This is a genomic window from Bacteroidota bacterium (genome assembly GCA_016714535.1).
Classification (GTDB): Bacteria; Bacteroidota; Bacteroidia; order AKYH767-A; family OLB10; genus JADKFV01.
This window is the reverse complement of sequence record JADKDR010000001.1, coordinates 640073-659702: the sequence shown is the minus strand read 5'-3', so window position 1 is coordinate 659702 and position 19630 is coordinate 640073. Positions and strand designations below refer to the sequence as shown.

At 35.3% G+C, this 19630-nt stretch carries 21 protein-coding genes and 1 pseudogene; 3 read left to right on the top strand and 19 right to left on the bottom strand.

From position 1 onward, the window contains the following. The first annotated feature begins 292 nt into the window (after positions 1 to 292). Together IPO27_02765 and IPO27_02760 are read left to right on the top strand one after the other, a co-directional pair. Positions 293 to 2719, top strand: coding sequence for a transketolase (locus IPO27_02765; protein ID MBK8845523.1), 2427 nt, complete (start codon positions 293 to 295; stop codon positions 2717 to 2719). A gap of 34 nt (positions 2720 to 2753) precedes the next feature. Beyond that, positions 2754 to 3077 carry an aminoacyl-tRNA hydrolase gene (locus tag IPO27_02760; GenBank protein MBK8845522.1) on the top strand — a complete coding sequence of 108 codons (324 nt, stop codon included), beginning with the start codon at positions 2754 to 2756 and terminating at the stop codon, positions 3075 to 3077. A 500-nt stretch (positions 3078 to 3577) separates the two neighbouring features. Here the strand turns inward: IPO27_02760 and IPO27_02755 are convergent, their stop codons facing one another. From IPO27_02755 to IPO27_02670, 18 genes and pseudogenes are all read right to left on the bottom strand, one after another. Further along, positions 3578 to 3910, bottom strand: a complete 333-nt coding sequence (locus IPO27_02755) for an alkylphosphonate utilization protein (protein ID MBK8845521.1) — start codon at positions 3908 to 3910, stop codon at positions 3578 to 3580. Between the two features lie 304 nt (positions 3911 to 4214). Further along, positions 4215 to 5363 carry a lycopene cyclase gene (locus IPO27_02750; protein MBK8845520.1) on the bottom strand — a complete coding sequence of 383 codons (1149 nt, stop codon included), beginning with the start codon at positions 5361 to 5363 and terminating at the stop codon, positions 4215 to 4217. Further along, positions 5364 to 5999 carry a carotenoid biosynthesis protein gene (locus IPO27_02745; protein MBK8845519.1) on the bottom strand — a complete coding sequence of 212 codons (636 nt, stop codon included), beginning with the start codon at positions 5997 to 5999 and terminating at the stop codon, positions 5364 to 5366. Beyond that, positions 5996 to 7483 (bottom strand): phytoene desaturase, encoded by a 1488-nt coding sequence (crtI, locus tag IPO27_02740; protein MBK8845518.1) that lies wholly within the window; start codon positions 7481 to 7483, stop codon positions 5996 to 5998. The genes IPO27_02745 and crtI overlap by 4 nt, the downstream gene beginning before the upstream one ends. A 4-nt stretch (positions 7484 to 7487) precedes the next feature. Then, positions 7488 to 8189 carry a hypothetical protein gene (locus tag IPO27_02735; GenBank protein ID MBK8845517.1) on the bottom strand — a complete coding sequence of 234 codons (702 nt, stop codon included), beginning with the start codon at positions 8187 to 8189 and terminating at the stop codon, positions 7488 to 7490. 45 nt (positions 8190 to 8234) lie between these two features. After that, on the bottom strand, positions 8235 to 9167 hold the full coding sequence (locus tag IPO27_02730; GenBank protein ID MBK8845516.1) for a class I SAM-dependent methyltransferase: 933 nt from the start codon (positions 9165 to 9167) through the stop codon (positions 8235 to 8237). A gap of 90 nt (positions 9168 to 9257) precedes the next feature. Continuing rightward, the gene (locus IPO27_02725; protein MBK8845515.1) at positions 9258 to 9719 is read right to left on the bottom strand and encodes a MarR family transcriptional regulator; all 462 of its coding nucleotides are present in this window, start codon (positions 9717 to 9719) and stop codon (positions 9258 to 9260) included. Beyond that, complete coding sequence (locus IPO27_02720; protein ID MBK8845514.1) at positions 9697 to 9930, bottom strand: hypothetical protein; 234 nt, start codon at positions 9928 to 9930, stop codon at positions 9697 to 9699. Before IPO27_02720 ends, IPO27_02725 begins: the two co-directional genes overlap by 23 nt. A 171-nt stretch (positions 9931 to 10101) precedes the next feature. Beyond that, positions 10102 to 10878, bottom strand: a complete 777-nt coding sequence (locus tag IPO27_02715; GenBank protein ID MBK8845513.1) for a DUF2490 domain-containing protein — start codon at positions 10876 to 10878, stop codon at positions 10102 to 10104. Positions 10879 to 10897: 19 nt separating this feature from the next. Beyond that, a complete protein-coding gene (locus IPO27_02710) occupies positions 10898 to 11551 on the bottom strand; it encodes a leucine-rich repeat domain-containing protein (GenBank protein ID MBK8845512.1) in 654 nt (217 codons plus the stop codon). Between the two features lie 73 nt (positions 11552 to 11624). Next, positions 11625 to 12108, bottom strand: a pseudogene (locus tag IPO27_02705) (hypothetical protein). A gap of 286 nt (positions 12109 to 12394) precedes the next feature. Continuing rightward, positions 12395 to 12541: a hypothetical protein gene (locus tag IPO27_02700; protein ID MBK8845511.1), complete on the bottom strand. Its 147-nt coding sequence runs from the start codon at positions 12539 to 12541 to the stop codon at positions 12395 to 12397. A gap of 121 nt (positions 12542 to 12662) precedes the next feature. Beyond that, the gene (locus IPO27_02695; protein ID MBK8845510.1) at positions 12663 to 13499 is read right to left on the bottom strand and encodes a hypothetical protein; all 837 of its coding nucleotides are present in this window, start codon (positions 13497 to 13499) and stop codon (positions 12663 to 12665) included. 1 nt (position 13500) lies between these two features. Then, positions 13501 to 13647 (bottom strand): hypothetical protein, encoded by a 147-nt coding sequence (locus tag IPO27_02690; GenBank protein MBK8845509.1) that lies wholly within the window; start codon positions 13645 to 13647, stop codon positions 13501 to 13503. 307 nt (positions 13648 to 13954) lie between these two features. Beyond that, positions 13955 to 14197 carry a hypothetical protein gene (locus tag IPO27_02685; protein ID MBK8845508.1) on the bottom strand — a complete coding sequence of 81 codons (243 nt, stop codon included), beginning with the start codon at positions 14195 to 14197 and terminating at the stop codon, positions 13955 to 13957. Between the two features lie 10 nt (positions 14198 to 14207). Then, positions 14208 to 14519, bottom strand: a complete 312-nt coding sequence (cutA, locus tag IPO27_02680; protein ID MBK8845507.1) for a divalent cation tolerance protein CutA — start codon at positions 14517 to 14519, stop codon at positions 14208 to 14210. Positions 14520 to 14537: 18 nt separating this feature from the next. Further along, the gene (locus IPO27_02675) at positions 14538 to 15974 is read right to left on the bottom strand and encodes an NADP-dependent isocitrate dehydrogenase (protein ID MBK8845506.1); all 1437 of its coding nucleotides are present in this window, start codon (positions 15972 to 15974) and stop codon (positions 14538 to 14540) included. Between the two features lie 670 nt (positions 15975 to 16644). Then, positions 16645 to 17421 carry a prohibitin family protein gene (locus IPO27_02670; protein ID MBK8845505.1) on the bottom strand — a complete coding sequence of 259 codons (777 nt, stop codon included), beginning with the start codon at positions 17419 to 17421 and terminating at the stop codon, positions 16645 to 16647. An 85-nt stretch (positions 17422 to 17506) separates the two neighbouring features. On the opposite strand from IPO27_02670, the gene IPO27_02665 reads away from it, so the two are divergent. Next, positions 17507 to 18430 (top strand): LysR family transcriptional regulator, encoded by a 924-nt coding sequence (locus tag IPO27_02665; protein MBK8845504.1) that lies wholly within the window; start codon positions 17507 to 17509, stop codon positions 18428 to 18430. Positions 18431 to 19067: 637 nt separating this feature from the next. On the opposite strand, the gene IPO27_02660 is transcribed toward IPO27_02665, so the two are convergent. Beyond that, a complete protein-coding gene (locus IPO27_02660; GenBank protein MBK8845503.1) occupies positions 19068 to 19529 on the bottom strand; it encodes a DUF2306 domain-containing protein in 462 nt (153 codons plus the stop codon). Positions 19530 to 19630 lie beyond the last annotated feature (101 nt).

The window sequence follows — 19630 nt, the reverse complement described above, 5'->3', positions numbered from 1 at the left end:
GACCGATTAGATAGTAGGTGGTGTAGTTTGGGTTGTATTGATTTTTAGGAGAATTGTTGCCCGATGTTGTACTTACTAACCATAGCAGGCTTGCGCAAGGGATAGTAGCGGATACCCCGCAGTATGCGAAGGTTGTGGGATGCACGAGGAGTAGCAGCGGATAGCCCGGCCGCGCATGTACAAAAAGGGGGCAGGTATTGGCGCAGTTGGTTTTGTACATAAGAGGTGCGCCCACATGTTATCATTAAAAAATAATAAACGACCATTTTGCATTAAATAAAATATAAGGAGTATGCGTAAAAAGAACACAGCAGTTGATACTGAGAAAATGAGTTTCGAGGATTTTAAGCTAACCGTGCTGAACGATTATTATATAGGGCAGTTGAGCAGGCATGCCAGTTTGATAGGGCGTAAGGAAGTGCTTACCGGAAAGGCCAAGTTTGGAATTTTTGGTGATGGCAAGGAGGTGGCGCAACTGGCAATGGCTAAAGCGTTTAAGAACGGGGATTTTAGGTCGGGATATTATCGCGATCAAACGTTTATGATGGCAGCAGGCTTGCTTACAGTAGAGCAATATTTTGCGCAGTTGTATGCCAACACAGATAGGGATGCCGATGTGTGTTCGCAAGGTAGGTTGATGAATGGGCACTTTGCTACACGCCTTGTGGACGATGCCGGCAATTGGTTGCCACAAACGCAGATGAAAAATTCTTCGGCAGATATTTCGCCTACTGCCGGGCAAATGCCACGCTTGCTTGGATTGGCGTATGCATCGAAATTGTATCGCGAAAACAATGAGTTGAACACTGCCGATTTCGAAAACTTTTCGATTAATGGAAATGAGGTGGCCTTTGGTACTATAGGTGATGCAAGTACAAGCGAAGGTTTGTTTTGGGAAACGATGAATGCCGCAGGTGTGCTGCAAGTACCTTTGGCCATGAGTGTGTGGGATGATGGGTATGGTATTTCGGTATCGAAAAGGTATCAGACTATTAAGCAAAGTATAAGCGAGGCATTGAGTGGTTTTGCCAGAACAAATACCAAAGAGGGATTTAATATTTACTCGGCACCGGGTTGGGATTACCCCACCCTGTGCGAGATGTATAGCGTAGGTGTGGCTGAGTGCAGAGAAACACACACACCGGCATTGTTTCATGTGATGGAAGTAACGCAACCACAAGGGCATAGTACCAGTGGATCGCACGAGCGTTATAAATCGAAAGAGCGGCTTGAGTGGGAATCGGAATTTGATTGTCTGATAAAAATGCGCGAGTTTATTCTAAGCAATGGATTGGCCGAAGATGCGGAGCTTGATAAGCTGGAAGCAGAAGCGAAGGCGAATGCCAATGCAGGAAAGAAAAATGCGTGGGATAATTTTGTAAAATCTGTAAGTGCCGATAAGGCGCGAGCGACCACAATATTGAATGCACTGGCAGCACAAACTAGTAAAGGCGAACTTGTAAATAAAGTAGTTGCGGAGTTTGAAGAAAATAAAGAGCCTGAACGTAAAGGAATTATGGTGGCAATAAAAAAATGTTTGCGAGCAACTATAGGCGAGCACAGCGAAGCGCGAGAGGCCGCAGTGCAATTTATGAATGACTTTGCTGCCGAAGCACATGACCGTTATAGTAGTTTCTTATACAGCGAATTTGAAGGCAATGCACTTAACGTAAAGCCGGTGGCACCGGTGTATCATGAACCGCAGCACATGGCTGATGCACGCGAGGTATTGCTTGCCAACTTTGATGCATTGTTAAATAAGTATCCCGAAATGTGTGTGTTTGGCGAAGACGTGGGTAAAATAGGAGGCGTAAATCAGACCTATGCAGGCTTGCAGCAAAAGTATGGAGAGTTGCGTGTACAGGATACCGGTATACGCGAGGCCACTATTATTGGCCAGGGTATAGGGTTATCGTTACGTGGTTTACGCCCCATTGCCGAAATTCAATATCTCGATTACCTGGCTTATGCCATACAAATATTGTCGGACGATGTTGCTTGTTTAACCTATCGTACTAAGGGCTATCAGCGGGCGCCACTTATTGTGAGTACGCGTGGTCATCGCCTAGAAGGGGTGTGGCATAGCGGCTCGCCTATGCAGTTTATACTTGGTGCATTGCGAGGTATGTATGTGCTGGTGCCGCGCAATATGACACAAGCAGCAGGATACTACAATACGCTGATGCAAAGCGACAGCCCGGCACTTATTATTGAATGTTTGAATGGCTATCGCCTTAAAGAACAGATGCCTGCCAACCTTGGTGAGTTTACGCTAATACCCGGAGTAGCTGAAAAATTATGCGTGGGTACGGATGTTACCATGGTATCGTACGGTAGCACCTTGCGCGTAGCGCAAGATGCCATACAACAACTAAATGAGTTGGGTATAAGTGTAGAGTTGATAGACCCGCAAAGTCTTATACCTTTTGATACCAATAATCTGATTATAGAAAGTTTGAAGAAAACGAATAAGTTGGTTTTAGTAGATGAAGATGTTACGGGTGGTGCAACAGGATATATGTTGCAAAAAATAGTGGATGAGAAAAATGGATATCAATATCTTGATAGTAAACCAATAACGATATCGAGTAAAGATCATCGCCCTGCTTATGGCAGCGATGGTGATTATTTTTCGAAATCGAATGCTGAGCAAATTACCGAAGCAGTATATAACATGATGCATGAGTATGACCCTGCAAGGTTTGGTAAGATGTATTGATAATTATTTACATCGATTTTTTTTAAAGTAGCTGATGCAAATTCCTGATTCGGAAATAGAATACCGCACCTCACGTAGTGGTGGTAAGGGCGGACAAAATGTAAATAAAGTAGAAACAAAAGTGGAACTTTTGTTTGATATAAACGGCAGCAGTCAATTTGATGAGGAACAAAAACAGCTGATAAATAAGATACTGGCTAAGCGGCTAAATGAAAACGGCAAAATTAGTATTACTGCACAGGCTGAACGCACTCAGTTGGGAAACAAAAAATTAGCTTACGATAAATTATTACAATTGCTTACCCGGCTTTGTATAAGAAAAAAGAACGCAAGGCAACAGCGATGCCCGAAGAAGTGAAGCAACAGATAAAGGCGAATAAGCGACAACGAGCCAAACAAAAAGAGCTTAGAAAAAAACCGGAACTGGAATAATTACAATCGCATCATTCATTAAATTTTTTTGAGCAAGGGTATTCGCCCTTGATGTAATTGTAAAATAATTTAATGTAGTAGATAAGGTTTGCATAGACAAGATTTTGACGGAGGCAAATGTCAACAATGCAAATTGAGTACAGAGGATATACGAATCATGAAAGAAGATTTTATGGATTGGATGATGGTTGATTGGGAGTTGATTGTTGGGGGATTTGTTGTTGGTGGAGCAATGCTGTTATAGCTGCTATAATTATTAAATTGGGAAGTAAAATAAATGTAGCGCCAACTACTATCACTCATCTTGTACCTGAGTTACGCGAAACGGAATTGTGAATAATATGATTAGTTCTGTTGTGCACATTTTAATATTCGTTCACCGAATCATGTACGTAAGAAATATTCTTTAATTTAAGATTTATTAAACTAAGCTTTTCGAACGAATTCAGATTTTAAAGCCATCGAACCAAATTCATCAATCTTACAATCAATGTTATGGTCACTATCAAAGTTTAGACGAATATTCTTAACCTTAGTGCCTGATTTAACATGTTTAGGAGAGCCTTTAATAGGTAGATTTTTAATTATGATAACACTATCTCCATTTTGAAGTTCGCTCCCATTTGCGTCTAAAATTTTATTGCTCTCTATTTCAACAATTTCATCTGCATTCCACTCATTACCACATTCGGGACAAGCGTATAATTCGTTTCCCGTTGCGTAGGCATAAGGTGATTTGCATTGTGGACAAGGTTTCATTTTATTATATTTAGTTAGTTTTTTATTAGGATGAGGTATGGTGTAAGCCTTTAAAAAAATCAACTGCCCACAGCAACACATTGATAAGATGTGGTGAAGATAAAAATTACTATGAGACTATTGGCATGCTAAAGCAAAAGGGAAGAATATTAATGCAACACATTCTTACAAACTGGTGTAAGCTCGGATTTATCAAGTTTGGATTGCGATATTGGAGCAGAAAAGATTATGTTCTTTAATGTTGACTTGCATCTAAAAATGAAGGTATGATTTATTGTTCTATGTAAACAAAAAGTTAGATCCGTTAAAAACCATAAATTATTCTTTTCAGCATAGCCTTAGCAAAACGTGTTGACGGCATTGATTTAATGATTTTTAAATCTTCATTGAATGTTGATTCCTCATCTAAAAATTTAAAAATAGTTTGAATTTTAGTTTTTCTAAATAAACTTGAAAACAAGTTTGGGCCTTCTTCATTATGCTGCGCAAGCACGTCTAAAAAAAGCAAATCGTAAAACCAAAATTTAGATGGTTTCGCAAACTTGCTCAGGTTTTGTTCTCCCTTTAAAAATTCTATCAGTTGCTTTGTTTTTCTGGTGGTATTCCTAAAAGTGTAACCTGTGCTGGCCTTGGTCCAACCTCCGGCTGTTCCAATGCTGAGAACGTTCCTGGTGTTATACTGCTGAAACTTATAAGAAGTCATTGGTATAGCGCCACGCTCGGTTTCTTCTATCGTGTAATTTTCTATGCGCTTATCTTTTAAATAGGCAAGTATGGCTTTTTCGTAAGCATCTTTTGTAAGTAATTTTTCAGAAAATAAGGTGTACTCAATCAACGCTTCCGTTTTTGAAATTGGCAATACGTACATAAATGCCGTAGTTCCATTTTGTGGAATATCAAAATCCATAAAAGTTGCTACATCATCATCAAATTCGTTTTGTTGAGTTTTAATAAACCAACCTATAAAATGTTGTTGTAGCACCGGATATTTTTTTTGCGTTAGGTACTGCTTATTAAACTCGATACTATTAATGACCTTTGAGGTCTTAAAGCTACCTTCATCTGTAATTACCTCAACATCGTTGTCGTGCTCCTGAATAGATTTAACTTCAGCGTTAAGAAATTTAATATTCACTTTTTTATCTATGACCTCCCAAAGTTCTTTATAAAACTTTGCACTCCTTATCATTTTATAGTGATAAGGAGTTGCATCTATGACCTTTGAATAATCATTGCTGCCAAAATATATTTTTGGCCATGTTTTATGCAAAAGTTTTTCCCACTCACCTTCGCCATTTTCCCAAAAACACCAGGTTCGGTTGTTAGTGAGGTTTTTATTTTTATCAATAATAAGAATAGATTTATGGTCATAATAAGCATCACCAGCCATTCTGTAGGCTAGAATTAATCCGGCAGCACCTGCTCCAGTAATGATATAATCAGTCTTTGTCATTTATGTGAAAAGAAAAACGGTGAAAAAAATAACAATAGAAATAAATACATGCCACGAAATTAATTTATTAGACAACACATTCAGTCTTTGGCAACATAAATGTGAAAAAAATGCAATTATAAGCCAACCTAAGTAATTTTGAACAGGTACAACAGTGCCTTCGAATTGCCAAAAATCAAATCGCGGAGCCGATACTTCAATAATCAGGTCTAGTGCGGTCATAAGCACAGCACCAATTATGGCCGAGAGCCAAATGTTTTTTGAAAAATGCTTAGTTATATCTGCAGTAATAAATGTAAGAATGGCCCAATTCGCACAAATCACAAGTGGTACACCAAAAACTTTATATCCAAGGTTATTGCCATAGGTATAGCTTCCAAAAATAGGTCCGTAATTAACCCCTAAAGCTTCTGAAACAAAACCTAAAGTGAATGGTATAAAAAATGCCAGCACTGTTTTTACACTCCAGTTTTCAATATTCCATAATACGATGAGCGCAGTTAATAATAAATTGAGTGGCGTTAGTGATAAGAACCAATCTTTATGCTGCGATAAAATTCCAAGAATACCCGAGATAGTAAAAAGCCATATAAGACCAATGCTTAAAGCAATTTTATATTTTGAAACCAAAATCATTTTAAAACTGATTTTGAAATTAATTCAGAAACAATTTTACCGGATAGTAAACAAAGTGGAATGCCTCCACCGGGATGGACGCTGCCACCGCAGAAATAGAGGTCATCTATACTTCGTTTAAAATTGGGATGTCTTAAAAATGCACCAAATTTATTATTGGATGAGGCTCCATAAAGTGCTCCCTGGTAGCTTTGTGTTTTAGACTCTATTGTTCTTGGATCTAAAACAGATTCATAAACAATAAGTGGTTCGAAATCTTTATTCAAAAGTTTACTGATTTTAGAAATAACATTGGTTCTGGTTCTTGCGATTATTTCGTCCCAATCCTGACCTTTGTTACATGGAACATTCACCATGGTAAACCAGTTTTCGCAGCCTTGTGGCGCATCGGTTGGTTCATCTTTCGAAGTGATGTTAATATAAACTGTGGGGTCGTTGTGCACATCATTTTTATTAAAAATATAATCGAACTCTGTATGGTAATCTTCTGAAAAAAAGATGTTATGTAATTCTAATTGCTCAAAGGTGTGTGCTATTCCCCAATAAAATATTAAAGCTGAACTGCTGCGTGGCTGAGACAGCATTTTTTCGGGTGCCTTTTGCTTTGGTAATAAAGTTCTGTAGGTTGGAACTACATCAGCATTTGACACCACGATATCGAAATGTTTTATTCCATTATTTAATCGAATGCCGGTGGCTTTATTATTTTTGATAATAATCTCTTGTACTTTTTTATTAAACTGAAATTCAACACCAATATCTTTTGCCAATTCAAATAAGCTCATTGTTATTTGATGCATTCCTCCTTTTGGAAAATAGGTTCCATAATGTTGCTCTAAATGCGGTATCATTGACATTATTCCGGGTGTCTGATAAGGATTGGAGCCATTGTAAGTAGCAAATCTGTTAAAAAACTGAACTAATTTTTTATTGTTGAATGAATGAGCATTGTAGTCTGCAAGCGTTGTATCAATATCTAAACTTGTAATATTAAAAACAGCTTTAATTACATCTTTACTAAAATAGGTAGCTAATTTATGAAGTGATTTTTCTAAAAACAAACTTGCTGTGAGATCGTACTTCTTTTTACTTCTTGCAAAATAATTAATGAGTAATTGCTCTTCAACTCCGAATACTTTTGCAGCAGATTTCGCAAAATCGCTTGTATTTGCCAAAGCAGAAAACGTAGTGCCGTCTTCAAAAAAATAATTACAAATGATGCTTTTTCTTTTATAGCTGAAGTATTTGGCCATTGGCTGTTTGGCAACACTGAATAATTCTTCAACGTATTGAGGCATTGTAAATAAAGAAGGACCCATATCAAAGCGATATCCCTTTTCTCTAAAAGCGGTAAGCTTACCACCGGGATAATCATTTGCTTCAAAAACAACTACGTGATGGCCCATAGCTTGCAAACGAATTGCTGCAGCCAAACCTGCAATACCTGCACCAACTATAGCAATATTCTGAGCAGCTGTTTTCATTAATTTAAATTAAATTTTTAACGTTCACTCCGTTCCAGATGCCTTCAAATTTGCAGGGAACAAACCGGGCAAACATTTCTTCTTTATACCAATTTAATTTTCTGGTTAATAAAACTACCTCCCGGTGTTTAGGATTTTTATAGGCATAATCAAGCATTTCGGCTTGTGTTTTCCATATGCTTATTGTGGCCTGCTGAATTAAAGGCCACTCGCCAACACCAATAGATAAAGCAAGGCCATCGTAACCTTCTAAACTCTGACTTACCGCACCTACCTTACTCCAAAAAGACCATAATTTATTTAACCTAATACTTGCCCTTGTTAATACAATTACCGGTTTGTGAGATGCTAATTTTGCACTTTTTTCAAACGGCTGAACGCCATCCCACAGACCATGAACTTCGGCAGCATTCAGATAGGCGGTAAATAATTCGCTGCTGCGTTTTCGATAGGCTTTGAAAAAGGAATTTTCTTTAAAAAACGCCTGTGCATTTGCTTCCGACTGCCATACGCAAAAAAGAACATACGTTCCAAAATTGGGTATAGCACTAAATCCATTTTTAGCACCTGAACCCAACAACTTATAAAAAGTTAAACCTTCAATGTTTTTTAACGAGCTATGACCAAATTGCATTTGTGTAAATGCCCACCATTTATTTCTGAAATTTTCGACCTTAAAAAATGTACTTGTAATTATCTGACTCATTAAAAAAGAAAAGTTTTACAGCTACTGTTATTTGAAATCATATGACTATTTTTTTTCAATTACCACCAGTTGTATTCCCATTGGAAAAAATTTTTCAAAAAGAAAAAATGGAAAGCATACTATTTTTAGAAATACCAATGGCCAAAATTTACCTTCCATATTACCCGACCAGTTTATTTGTTGCTGTTCCATTTTTCCTAACCACCATAGCGTGAATGCGTCCAACGTACCGTGATTTTGATGATATATTATTTTCCATTTATCGCTTTTGAATAGCACGTGAAAACCTTTTTCAGAAAAAAGTGTCATGTGCCTAGGGCTGTGCCACCCTTGCCAGTATTGTTTTTGTTTTTTTGCGCTTATACTTTTGTAATCAGGCACTTCAATAATTAATTTACCACCGGTGTTTAAACAATCGTAAAGTTTATTCACTGTTTCTTTTAGATTATAATCATGTTCAAGATAATGCCAAAGGGTTATTATATCAAACAAACAAGTGGGCTTAAAGTTTGCAATTGATGTTTTAATAAGTTGTAATTTGTCAAACGGGTTGTTCTTCCAGCCATTGTCAGAAAAATCTATACCTGTACCTTCAGCATTTAATTTTTGCTGCGCTAAATTTAAAAAACTTGGGTTACCACAACCTACATCAAGGATAGAAAATACTTTTTTAGATTTTGTATAGCGAGCAACTAATTGTACCCTCTTTAAGTCAAGTGTTTGCTGGCTTCTTGCAACAAATGAACTGTATTTGCCCCATGCGGCAGCTCCTTTGTATGGTAAATAATTATCAGTATAGTACGCATCTAATACTTCTTCTTTTACAGGATTAGTTAAAAAAACAGAATCGCAAGCCGAGCATTTATTGAAAATATAGTGCTCTTGATTAGCTTGATGCATCATGGCCTTGGTAGCAATGTAATAGCAGCTTTTATTACTACTGCAAACCGGGCAATTTACTATCAACATTTCATTCATTCTATATTTTTTAAATTGGTATGATTAAGTCCGCTGTTGCTGCAAGCGTCTTATGCCTTATCTAAAGCGCCATTTTATATTAACTTAATATCATGTGTCGATTTTAAATTCAAGCAGTATAATCAATTTATTATTAAAATCTTTTGTGGGCTTGTCAAGTGAAGCAAAAAATTGTTTGTCAAGCTGTTCTACTGTTTTGATTGCTTTTTTAATATTTTTTAATCCAGTTCCGGTTAGCTCAACAGTTTTTGCTCGTGTGTCTGTTTTGTGTTCTTGCCGCTTAATAAGTCCCTTTGTTTGTAAAGTTCTCAAAACAGTTGAAGTTGTCATTGGGTCAATTTTGGTATGTGCCGATAAAACAATTTGTGTCGCCCCATGATTTTGACTAGTCAGCCTGTGAATGCTCGCCATTAGAACAAATTGTGAATGAGTTAGTTTATATTGTTTTAAAGCTTTATTAATTTCTCGTTGCCACAAGTTGGTCACTTGCCGCAATAGAAAGCCGGTACTATCTTCTGTTTTTGTAAAACTAAAATCTGTTTCTGATATAATTTAAGTTTTTTTCTGCAAGTTCAATTAATTTCTCAACTGCAATTGGAAGTCCAACATTGATTTTGCTACCAATAATTTTTGAAAAGAGAAAAGTCATAAAACCTGTCATTACAACTTTGTGGGTTATTTCAATGCCATTTTTGGTTTCGGTCATTGTATGGATAAAGTCCATTTTACAAAGCAGTAAAAAACTTCTGTCATTTTTTGCCAATAATATTTATGGCTAGAAGTTTCTGTTTACATTACCGTTAAAGGTTTTGCGGCAATGCGAAGAAACGGATTAGGGAGTGCAAAACTGTCTGCCAACACTTAACTTGATACAAGGTAGAATGCTCAATTAACAACTAAACCGGCTTTTGCTAAATGTCTGCAATTGGATATTTTAGTTCTTTTTTGTCAGGGCAAAATTAAAATTCAAATTTGCTATGATTCCGTTGTTTTGTTGAAATACATTTCTATTGTTTACCTCACGGCTAAGTTGTAAAGTCTGATTCAAATATCCTGCTTCAATACGTAGTAATGCACTAAATCTGTATCCTAATAATATCCCAACTCGGTTTTGGTCAAAAATATTTTCATTCACGTTTTTACCAAAACCTATAAAGACTTCATCATATAGTGCAAAGTATGGTGTTTTATCCTTAATCTCTTTACCTATTAGTGGTATTTGCATTCGGAACATATATCTAAATCTATACAATAGTGGAAATTCATCTTCGCTTGCAAGGTTAGTATTTGAGTATCTTCCAACCCAACGTTGTTCAAGCATAAAGCGGTGTGATAAATCTACAATGGAAACCTTATCAGTTATGGTCGTCATTTGAAACAAACGGTGTTCTGTAAAGTCTTTGCCCATTCCGTTGATAGGAACTTCTCCATAAGGAAAAGTTTCTATCCAGGCATATCCAAGTCTCAATTGTACTTTTGGGTTCAATTGATAATTAACCCCCAAGCGTAATAAGCTCTGTTGCCATTCAGTAATTATTTCGTTTCTTCGAAACTGATATTCAGTATGAATGCCTAATTTTTGAGAAATCTTGAATGTTCCAAAATAATTGTACCAACCGATGCTATTACTGTTAATTAAACGACTATTCTGTGCTATTAGGATTTGTGAACACCCTAAAGAAATAATAGCAAGAATGATTTTGATTTTCATCTATAAATTTTGCATTTATTCAAAATCTTATTTTTGACCCAAGATTTTGATTTTGATTAAACTGATCTGGCAATTTCAACTTATTGTCGTGTAAGTCTAAAAATTTCAAGTTTTTTATTCCTTTTATTTCTAATGGTACTTGTTCAAACCGGTTGTTATTAAGGTATAATGACTCTAAACTATTTAGTTGAGAGATACTCTTAGGTAACTTTTTTAGAGAATCATTTTCTAAGTGAAGCGATTTAAGATTAGGTAATTTACTCAATACAGGAATGTTTTTATCTAATTGAAAATATTTATCATCGTTCAAATACAACTCCTGTAGGCTTGATAATCCTATAAAGGATTTAGGCAATATTTTGAAATCATTACCACTTAAATCAAGCACTTTCAGATTTTTTAGATTGCCTATTCCCTCTGGAATGTTTTTCAAATGATCGTTTTTCAAACTTAAATACTGCAGGTTGGGAAATTTTGACCAAATAGAATCTGAGAATTGTATATTTTGATTGCTCAAATTTAGTCTATAAACGTTTTCTGGTTCTTTTAAGGCTTCGTCTATAGTAAGAAAATCTTTGCTAAGCATTGCTGAATCTGTCAGTGTTTGTGCTTTTACACTTTGAAATAAAAGTGTAATAGGTAACAAAATCATACCTAATTTTTTTATCATCATTTTGTTATTTGTAGTGTAAGAATATTAAATTTGATAAGGCTACAAATTTAATGTAGCCTTATCAAACTTCTGCCTATTTGGGGCTAAACGGAAGTGCCGATTTGTGAACGATAATTTTCAATTTTCCATCTTTGCCTTTTTTTGAAAACCCAGGTTTTGTCAACCATTACTTCTTTGCCGTCCTTGTTTGTTACCCAAACATTACCCATTGTAATTGCAACAGAACCGTAAATCTGAATCCCTTCATTTTTTTCACCAGAATTGTCATAGCGAGCCTTTACCCACGGAGTAAGGGCAAAGCCTTTGTCATTTGGATAGTCGGGGTCTCCTCCGATAAAATAGGCTAATGCACCTTTTTTGTCGTTTCTAAAAGTTTGTTCGCCAAATGCAAGTGTGGGTTTGAAAAACACCTTTCCATTATCATAATTGTAAGCCTCAGAAAGTACTTGTTCGGCAAATCCTTTATAGTCCCCGCCTTCTTCTTTCAGTTTGCCAATTTTCACTAAAGCATCACACCAAGCTTGTTGAGCTGCATTCACTTCGTCATAGGTGATGATAGTTTGTGCACCTTCTTCTACATAAACCAAACCTAAGTCATCAATAACTTTTTGAACACTTTCGTTTGTTTGTGAAACTACTTTCGTTGCTTCTTCTTTTATTTTCTCTGTTGCTTGGTCACAAGATGCTGTCAAAACAACCAATACGAGCATCCCTAAAATCATTCTTTTTGTGTTCATTTTTCTATTTATTTTTTTGCCTACTTCTTAAAACGGTTTTCGGCTCGCCCGTCTATTTAAAACAATCAAATTTTAAGTTTGTTTTTTCGATTCGCTTTTATTCACACTAAATAGCATTATTCTGAAGCAAATGTGTTTCCTGTTGCGCAGTCACGTGCATCATGTGAAGTACTGCCTTGTGTTTGTTGGCTTTGTCAATTTCACTTTTTGTTGCTTCATAACATACCTTTTCATCTATAGTTGCTGCATTCATAGGCAAGAGAGAATTTGAAATAATTTCAATTCTTTCACAATTAATTAATACAGCTTGAGCACTGATGTGTTCTTCATTAACTATACTTACTCACTTCATTTTTTTCTTTTCATAAAATCAGTTATGGATTACAAATATCACAGTACATAGGATCTTCAGTTTGTTTTCCCGTGGGATATTTTTCTTCTTTTTTATAATTACAGTTTTGACAAGTATAGAAATAGCTTAAAGTTGATCGTGTAGGAAAATGGCATTGCTCACAAGGTAGACCTTCTTTTCTATCAGTTATTCCAAATCCCGGGGTCTCACATTTTGGACATATTGATTTTATCTTGTCAACCAATTTGTAGGTAGCTTTTTCAATCACCTTCATCCGGCTTGGGTTATACATAGCCCGCATATCGGTTTCTACGTAAGCTGTTCCGTATTTGGTAATGAGCCTAAAAAAAATATCGTTTAGCTCCTCTGTATTCGTTATTCCTTTTGTAATGTCTCTAAAATCATTTTTTGATTTTCTAAGAATCAACCCATGTGTCGGGAAATTAGCATTCGTAGCAAACTCTTTTAGTTTCTTTTCAGTTTTAACTTCAGCACCATTAAAATTGGTTTCTGCACTTAGCTCTCTAACAATTATTTCTAAATTATTTTTCTTGTCAATAAGGAGTAAGAATTCATCATCGGCAGGGACAAAATAAATACTTGGATGTGGGCCAAAAGCCCCTTCGCTTGCAATAGCTAAATCGCAATTCGTTAATTCCATTGCCATCAGGCATTTATTCCTCGCAGTAGTTATGGGGTCATCTTTTCTTTCAACCTCTCCTGTAAAAGTGCCAAGTTCATCAGTATCTAAATCTGGGGTAACATAGCATTTTACACCCAATTCTTTTTCAAGAATTGGAGAAATCACTTTTTCTTTTTCGTGCTTAGTAGCTATCACTATATTCCTTCCTTTGAACATTTTAAACTACGCCTGCTAGTGTGATATTTGTTTCTGAGCTTACAGTAAGTCTTTTGTTGTTTGTTTCTGCTTCAGCTATTATCAGTTTTAATTTTTCCATCTCTTTTTTTAGTTTAGGAATTGTTTTTTGGTCTTTTTCATCATCCACTCTGAACCTTACCTGCGATCTCCAATTTTTTGTGGTGTGAAAATTAATTTTGAACGAGAACAAATTCGAAAGAAGTTACCTGGCTTCACCAGAGGTGAAGTTGCCATCAATTAGTAATGATGTTTCAGTATTTTTCATAAGTTATGCTATTTTTATTTGATAATATTTTAAGTGTATAATTAGCAGGCAATATTCCTAAAGGTCAAGTGAGTCGGCTATTAGCAGCATCTTTTGTTATAATGGCAGTGAGCAGAAGGGCGATAGTCAATATAAGAAAAAAGCTGTTTTTAGTATTTTTATATCCATCTTATTCAATTTTTATGGTTCCGTCTATTTTATAATTTTTGTTTTTCAAGTTAAGGCTTGCGCTTAATTCGAAAAGTTCTTTTTGGAGTCTTTGTATTTTTACCTCTTGAGACTTTATAACTTTTTCATTCCTTTTATTTAACACCTTTTCTTCGTGAAACTTTATTTTAAGATGTATCATTTTAGTTAGCAAGTCTAAAGTATCTTTAGCGTTAAATTCTTCATTTATAAGATGTATGGTCATGTTTTAGTTTTTAAATTGCTATTGTTTTAGTTCTGACAGTATCATCAAAAATGCCATTAGAGCCTACTATTGGCGTTGAAATGATAGAAATATTTTTACCTGCTTTTGTTTCTACGGCCTTTACAATGTCACTAAATAAAAGCGATTTTGTTTGCGCTGTAATTACAGTGAATATCTCTTCAGAGAAAACCTTGTTTTCCAATTTGTAAGAAATATTGTTCTCGTCAATTGTAGCTGATGCAATTAATTTTTCTTCTAAAAGAAATTTTACCAATTCCATTGCACTATCATTTTTGTTTAAGTAAATAATAATGTTAACCATTGTTTTATTGTTTAGAAATTATTGTCCTTGTCCTAATGAATATCCAGCCTTGCCATCAAATGAATAGAGATTTTCTGTTTTAATGTTATCAATGTTTTCATTGAGTGCATTTGTCAAAAGTTCGATAATGTTTGATTTTGTTATTTCAGCATTTTCCGAAGGCTTAAAACGACATCTCCAATGGTCAGTACAAAATGTTTCCTTAAATCCATCGGGCCAAACTTTAATTCCTCTATTTGTAATCATAGAGAGTTTTATGCCACTGATTTCAATTCTTTTCACTTTCTCTGCTAGTTCGTTAGGATCAGAACCGTTCCAGTGAACAAAAATGTCAACACCAACTAATTCCTTTTTTGCAGCAGGTTTGCGGCTATACTTTGGTAAGTTAAGAGCCGAATTATTTGCATAAGAAACAGACTTTAGCATTGTTGGTTTTTGACCAAGATTTGAAATTATAGCTTTTGCAAATTCCTTCGTTCCTAACTTTTGCTTACTAGTTCCTTCCTTAAAAATATCATAAGTATGTAAACCATCTTCCAACGTTTTAAGCCAGGCATTTTGAACTTTTTCTGCTATTTCCGTTTGCCCAATATGATTAAGCATCATAATAGCCCCTTGTAATAAACCCGATGGGTTGGCTACATTTTGTCCTGCCCTTCTTGGTGCAGAACCATGTATGGCTTCGAACATAGAGCACTCTTCGCCTATATTGGCTGAGCCTGCTAAACCAACAGAACCAGTTATTTGTGCTGCCACATCACTAAGTACATCTCCATATAAATTGGGCATAACAATTACATCAAAAAGTTCTGGTGTGTCTGCCATTTTAGCTGCACCAATATCAATAATCCAATGTTCGTTTTCTATTTCAGGATACTCTTTTGCAATTTCATCAAACACTTGGTGAAACAAGCCGTCAGTTTGTTTCATGATATTATCTTTAGTAAAACAAGTTACTTTTTTACGATTTTGTTGTTTAGCATACTCAAAAGCATAACGTACTATTTTTTCGCAACCTGGTCTGCTAATTAGTTTTAAGCATTGCACTACTTCGTCTGTTTGTTGGTGTTCAATACCTGCATATAAGTCTTCCTCATTTTCTCGCACAATTACAATATCCATTATGGGGTGCTTAGTACTTACAAATGGGTGCAAACTCATGCATGGTCTAACGTTTGAGTATAAACCCAAAAACTTACGAGTGGTAACATTTAAGCTTTTGTATCCACCTCCTTGTGGAGTTGTGATTGGAGCCTTTAGGAAAATTTTGTTTCGCCTTATTGTTTCCCATGATTCTGATGCAATACCAGAAGTATTGCCAGCAAGATAAACTTTCTCACCAACTTCGATTTCATCAATTTCGAGTTTTGCACCTGCTGCTAAAATTATTTCCAATGTGGCGTCCATTATTTCAGGGCCAATTCCATCTCCTTTTGCTACTGTTATTCTTGACATTTTATTTTGTTTTTATATTTTAAAATTTATTCTTGTTATTTTTTTTTGTGATTAATTTTATGATAATACTTTGTAAATGCATTTTACGGAAGCACTGCACCGTCTTTAAGACATTTATATTTTTGATCAACATGCCAAAAGCGGGTTTCAGTGCATAACTTGTAGCGTCTGTCTTTGAAATATTTTTTAATCTTATACATATACTGGTTATATAGTCTTATTTATTTTTATTTTTTAATGTATCTTATCTTTCTTGGTTTCATCAGAATATCCTCAAAAGAGGAATTAAGATGGACTATGTTTTTTGTCTCAAAAAAAGTATTAGCTCTTGTATCCATAACTTGAGATAATTTAAATTGAATGGCACATTAGCTTATAACGAATCTCCTTAAGTGATGCCATAATATAACTTCTAATATTTCCATGACTTTTCAAATTATTATCATAAATTGAAAGGTAATGTTTGATGGAAAAGGAACCCGAAAGCAATCAAAGTTCTTATCAAAATATAATGATGTTTGGCAAAGTCAAAAATTAGGCATGTTAATAGCAAAGTGGAAGAGAGAACAAATAGCATTTTTGCTAATGCGTTTACTTTTGCTTGTGATTCGGTTGGCAGTATTCGTGTTTCCTTTCTTAAATAGTTTTTGCAGAATGATAGTTTAGTTACTTATTCGATTAAGTATGGCACCTTCCCATCTGTGATTATTATTTTGCTATTGGTAGATTTCGACAATTCTATAAAAGCTTCTATACTTCTTACTTTAATAATTTGATCTGTTAACCCTTCTGAAAGTATTTTTTGAGCATCTTTAGTACCAGTAGCTTCAATGATTTTTCTTTCAGCTTCCAGTTTTTCCTGTTGAAGAATAAAAACCATTCTCATTGCGTCTTGTTCAGCTTGTAATTTTTGTTCTATAGAACTGGCAAGACCTCCTGGTAACTGTATGCTTTTCATAAGAACAGCCTCAACTAATATTCCTTGCTCAGTAAGGGTTTCTCCCATTTTAATTTTAATGGCATCTTCTATTTCTGCTCTCATGCCTGAATGCATATCTTTGGCAAAATATTTTGAGCATACATCAGCCGATGCAGATCGGAAAACGTTCGAAATAATATTTTCGTATCCTAATCCTATGCTGCTAATTACCTTTGGAACACTATTTTGATCGATTCGGTAAAGGATAGATATTTGTGCAACCACACTTAAGCCTTCTTTACTCGGTAAACTAAGCGATAGTTCAATATCATTTATTTGAACGTTCGTTTTAATTACTCTGGTCGTAAATGGGTTAAACCATACAGAGCCCTTTGTGTGACTTTTGTCGGAAAGTGTACCAAGTTTTTGCTTTACTCCAACTTCTCCGGGTCTGATTACTGCACAATTTGAAAGTAGTAAGACACATACAGTGCCTAAAATAATTTTGCTTGTTTTAATATTCTTCATTTTTTAAAATTTGGAAGTGCAAATTTGAGAATTATATATCATAATTATTTATTTATCTTTGTAATGAAATCCATAAAATATATTTATGAACTACACATTAAACCAATTGCAGATATTTTTAAAAATCGTACAAACACAAAGTGTCACAAGGGCTTCGGAAGAGCTACACCTAACCCAGCCAGCGGTTTCTATTCAGTTGAAAAATCTTCAAGACCAATTTGATATACCATTAACAGAAGTGGTGGGGCGAAAAATTTACATTACAGAGTTCGGATTAGAAATTGCAGAGGCGGTAGAAAATATACTTAACCAGGTTTATGCCATAAACTATAAAACCTTAGCCTACCAGGGACAGTTGACAGGGCGTTTGAAAATTGCAGTAGTTTCAACCGGAAAGTATGTAATGCCTTATTTTTTAGCTGATTTTATGGAGCGGCATTCTGGTATAGAACTAATCATGGATGTTACCAATAAAACTAAAGTCGTGGAGAGTTTGGAGAATAATGAAGTTGATTTTGCTCTTGTTTCTATTTTACCAAATAAATTAAATATTGAGAAGCTGGATTTGCTTCAGAATAAATTATACCTGGTAGGCAGTGTCAAAACAAAATTTCAAAAGGCAACAAACACAAAGGAAATATTTAAAGATTTACCTTTAATATTTAGAGAAAAGGGTTCGGGGACAAGACAAACAATGGAGAGTTTTATTGAACGTAATAACATATCAGTCTTAAAGAAGATGGAGTTAACATCTAATGAAGCAGTTAAGCAATCGATATTGGCAGGTTTGGGATATTCTATTATGCCGTTGATAGGAATTAAGAATGAATTAAGCAACAATGAGTTACATATTATTCCAGTCAAAGGTCTTCCATTGAAAACTACTTGGAGTTTAATTTGGTTAAGAGTAAAAAAGCATTCTCCAGTTTCTAAGTCTTTTTTAGAGCATCTAAAAAAGGAAAAATCACAGATCATACATGAGAAATTTAGTTGGTATGAGGAGTATTAGGAGATTGGCTCTTTTGAGATTTGCTGTTGGGTTAGCATGTGTGTTGGGGCAAACCCCAAATGTACCAATGTGTTCAGGCATTGAATTAGTTTTTAAAATGTAGGTTGGGAAAATTTTGAAAAACCTTGTGTTTGATTGAGTATAGGCAAATAGATTTATGTTGTGTCGAGCTACAGCGAAATTATCTACCCAGATAAGGTTGCCCGATAGTTTGTTTAGAAGTAAAAAGCTTGGTCGTTAGTATGTCAGCCCGATAGTTATTGTGTCGTCCTTTACGCTTGCAGGTAGTGTGGCTGCAGATTTTGGATGGGTGGTAATTTTGCTGCAAATATTAATGCGAAGAGCTAGGCTTTTGGTTACCGCAAAACTGTAGTTGGAGCGCGACCGCGAAACAGCATCGAAGGTAATTCACACCTATTGCAAACATGCTGCTAGCAATCGTTTATTTCTTTTTAACTTCATATTTACGGCTCCATTTAATAATCAATGGTATCAAAATAATTGTCGGCAAAACCCAGTATACAAAACTTGGTATTTGTTCGGGAAAGTATTTTGCGTTCACAACTAAAAATGCTGTTAATGCTGCAATAAAACTGCCTATCATTCTTTGCAAGTGTCCAATGAGCCAATAATTTTTTTATGGTCGTTTGGTCGTTGTAGTTTTTAAAGTCTTGTCGCACAAAAATAGCCCTAGACTACCGAAAGTCATAAATACAAGTCCAAATAAGTTTGATTTTATTATTGTTAAAACGCCAATGCCAATAAACAATAGTCCTGCAAGCAACATAAGAATAGTTATTGTCCATTCTATTTGTTTTGAGCCAAGTTTGTCTTGTTGTTTATGTTTTAAATAGCGTTGTCCAGAACCAACCATATAAAGTGTAAACACTCCAACCATAAATAAAAAATAGTTCGGGTGAAGACAGGAAAGGACAAGCGATGAAGTTCCCGCTGTCAGCATGGAAATAAAAAATATTTTTCCGATTAGTTTGTGATTTTTGTCGCCTTTTGGTCTTATTATATTTAGCATTCCCGATAGCAGCCCAACAGAACCACCAACTATGTGCAGAAGTAAAAATACTTTGAAAATCATGTTCATCTGGTTTGTCTTTTAAATGTATGCTAACATCAGCTTGTAAAAAAACTATATAGTCCACAGCAACATGTTAAAAGCATGCGGTAAAAATAAAAATTACAACA